General features: G+C 50.3%; 2 rRNA genes. Both read left to right on the forward strand.

From position 1 onward, the window contains the following. Positions 1-151: 151 nt before the first annotated feature. A 23S ribosomal RNA gene (locus QYL93_RS31640) occupies positions 152-3,030 on the forward strand. 130 nt (positions 3,031-3,160) lie between these two features. Then, positions 3,161-3,273, forward strand: a 5S ribosomal RNA gene (gene rrf, locus QYL93_RS31645). Positions 3,274-3,280: the final 7 nt, after the last annotated feature.

The raw sequence follows: 3,280 nt of genomic DNA on the forward strand, positions 1-3,280 counted from the left end.
AACGAATATTCAAACCTAGTTTGAAATTCTTAAGTAATACGATGACAGATCTGAGGATCTGAAGTTGTTTACGGCATAACGCGCCAGGTGAAAGACCTGGCAAGTCCTTGAAGATTACGGCGATATCTTGAAAGAGATGTCAAAGTTATAGGGTCAAGTGAATAAGAGCATGTGGTGGATGCCTTGGCGATTACAGGCGACGAAAGACGTGATAGCCTGCGATAAGCTTCGGGGAGCTGGCAAATAAGCTTTGATCCGGAGATTTCTGAATGGGGAAACCCACCTCGCAAGAGGTATCGCATGATGAATACATAGTCATGCGAGGCGAACCGGGTGAACTGAAACATCTCAGTAGCTCGAGGAAAAGACATCAACCGAGATTCCGAAAGTAGTGGCGAGCGAAATCGGAAGAGCCTTCTATTGATAGCACGACTGTTAGCAAAACGGAATGGAAAGTCCGGCCATAGCAGGTGATAGCCCTGTATGCGAAAACAGACGTGTGGTACTAAGGTAGAGACAAGTAGGGCGGGACACGAGAAATCCTGTCTGAATATGGGGGGACCATCCTCCAAGGCTAAATACTCGTAATCGACCGATAGTGAACCAGTACCGTGAGGGAAAGGCGAAAAGAACCCCGGGAGGGGAGTGAAATAGATCCTGAAACCGCATGCTTACAAAAAGTAGGAGCCCGCAAGGGTGACTGCGTACCTTTTGTATAATGGGTCAGCGACTTACATTCAGTGGCAAGGTTAACCGAATAGGGAAGCCGTAGAGAAATCGAGTCCGAATAGGGCGAATCAGTCGCTGGGTGTAGACCCGAAACCAAGTGATCTATCCATGGCCAGGATGAAGGTGCCGTAACAGGTACTGGAGGTCCGAACCGACTAGTGTTGCAAAACTAGCGGATGAGCTGTGGATAGGGGTGAAAGGCTAAACAAACTTGGAAATAGCTGGTTCTCTCCGAAAACTATTTAGGTAGTGCCTCAAGTATTACCGTCGGGGGTAGAGCACTGTTTAGGCTAGGGGGTCATGGCGACTTACCAAACCTATGCAAACTCCGAATACCGACGAGTACAGCTTGGGAGACAGAGCACCGGGTGCTAACGTCCGGACTCAAGAGGGAAACAACCCAGACCGCCAGCTAAGGTCCCTAAAATTGGCTAAGTGGGAAACGAAGTGGGAAGGCTAAAACAGTCAGGATGTTGGCTTAGAAGCAGCCATCATTTAAAGAAAGCGTAATAGCTCACTGATCGAGTCGTCCTGCGCGGAAGATGTAACGGGGCTAAGCCAGTTACCGAAGCTGCGGATGTGCAATTTATTGCACGTGGTAGGAGAGCGTTCTGTAGGCCTGTGAAGGTGTCTGGTAACGGATGCTGGAGGTATCAGAAGTGCGAATGCTGACATGAGTAGCGTTAAAGGGGGTGAAAAGCCCCCTCGCCGTAAGCGCAAGGTTTTCTACGCAACGTTCATCGGCGTAGAGTGAGTCGGCCCCTAAGGCGAGGCAGAGATGCGTAGCTGATGGGAAACAGGTCAATATTCCTGTACCGATGTGTAGTGCGATGTGGGGACGGAGAAGGTTAGCTCAGCCAACTGTTGGATATGTTGGTTCAAGCCTGTAGTCGTGCCTGGTAGGCAAATCCGCCGGGCTTAGATGAGGGGTGATAACGAGTCTGCTTGCAGACGAAGTGAGTGATACCCTGCTTCCAGGAAAAGCCACTAAGCTTCAGCTACACACGACCGTACCGCAAACCGACACTGGTGCGCGAGATGAGTATTCTAAGGCGCTTGAGAGAACTCAGGAGAAGGAACTCGGCAAATTGATACCGTAACTTCGGGAGAAGGTATGCCCCAAGTAGGTGAACTCGAACAGAGGGAGCCCAACGGGGTTGCAAAAAATCGGTGGCTGCGACTGTTTAATAAAAACACAGCACTCTGCAAACACGAAAGTGGACGTATAGGGTGTGACGCCTGCCCGGTGCTGGAAGATTAAATGATGGGGTGCAAGCTCTTGATTGAAGTCCCAGTAAACGGCGGCCGTAACTATAACGGTCCTAAGGTAGCGAAATTCCTTGTCGGGTAAGTTCCGACCTGCACGAATGGCGTAACGATGGCCACACTGTCTCCTCCTGAGACTCAGCGAAGTTGAAATGTTTGTGATGATGCAATCTCCCCGCGGAAAGACGGAAAGACCCCATGAACCTTTACTGTAGCTTTGTATTGGACTTTGAACAGATCTGTGTAGGATAGGTGGGAGGCTTTGAAGTGATGTCGCTAGATGTCATGGAGCCAACGTTGAAATACCACCCTGGTGTGTTTGAGGTTCTAACCTAGGTCCATTATCTGGATCGGGGACAGTGCATGGTAGGCAGTTTGACTGGGGCGGTCTCCTCCCAAAGCGTAACGGAGGAGTTCGAAGGTACGCTAGTTACGGTCGGACATCGTGACGATAGTGCAATGGCATAAGCGTGCTTAACTGCGAGACTGACAAGTCGAGCAGATGCGAAAGCAGGACATAGTGATCCGGTGGTTCTGTATGGAAGGGCCATCGCTCAACGGATAAAAGGTACTCTGGGGATAACAGGCTGATACCGCCCAAGAGTTCATATCGACGGCGGTGTTTGGCACCTCGATGTCGGCTCATCTCATCCTGGGGCTGTAGCCGGTCCCAAGGGTATGGCTGTTCGCCATTTAAAGAGGTACGTGAGCTGGGTTTAAAACGTCGTGAGACAGTTTGGTCCCTATCTTCCGTGGGCGCTGCAGATTTGAGGAAGCCTGCTCCTAGTACGAGAGGACCGGAGTGGACACACCTCTGGTGTATCGGTTGTCACGCCAGTGGCATTGCCGAGTAGCTAAGTGTGGAAGAGATAACCGCTGAAAGCATCTAAGCGGGAAACTCGTTTCAAGATGAGATCTGCCGGGGCCTTGAGCCCCCTGAAGAGTCGTTCAAGACCAGGACGTTGATAGGTCAGGTGTGGAAGCGCAGTAATGCGTTAAGCTAACTGATACTAATTGCTCGTGAGGCTTGACCCTATAACTTTGATAGCGCGTAATGTGCTTCGAAGATTGTTATGCCAAGTTGACGCAGTCAAAACACATAAAATCTGATTCCACTCTATGAATTCGTTGTGTTGCTCCAAAAGCAGCACGACTCCAAGTTATGCCTGATGACCATAGCAAGTTGGTACCACTCCTTCCCATCCCGAACAGGACAGTGAAACGACTTTGCGCCGATGATAGTGCGGGTTCCCGTGTGAAAGTAGGTCATCGTCAGGCTCTTATA

This window comes from Acidovorax sp. A1169 (assembly GCF_030704685.1).
GTDB lineage: Bacteria > Pseudomonadota > Gammaproteobacteria > Burkholderiales > Burkholderiaceae_C > Acidovorax.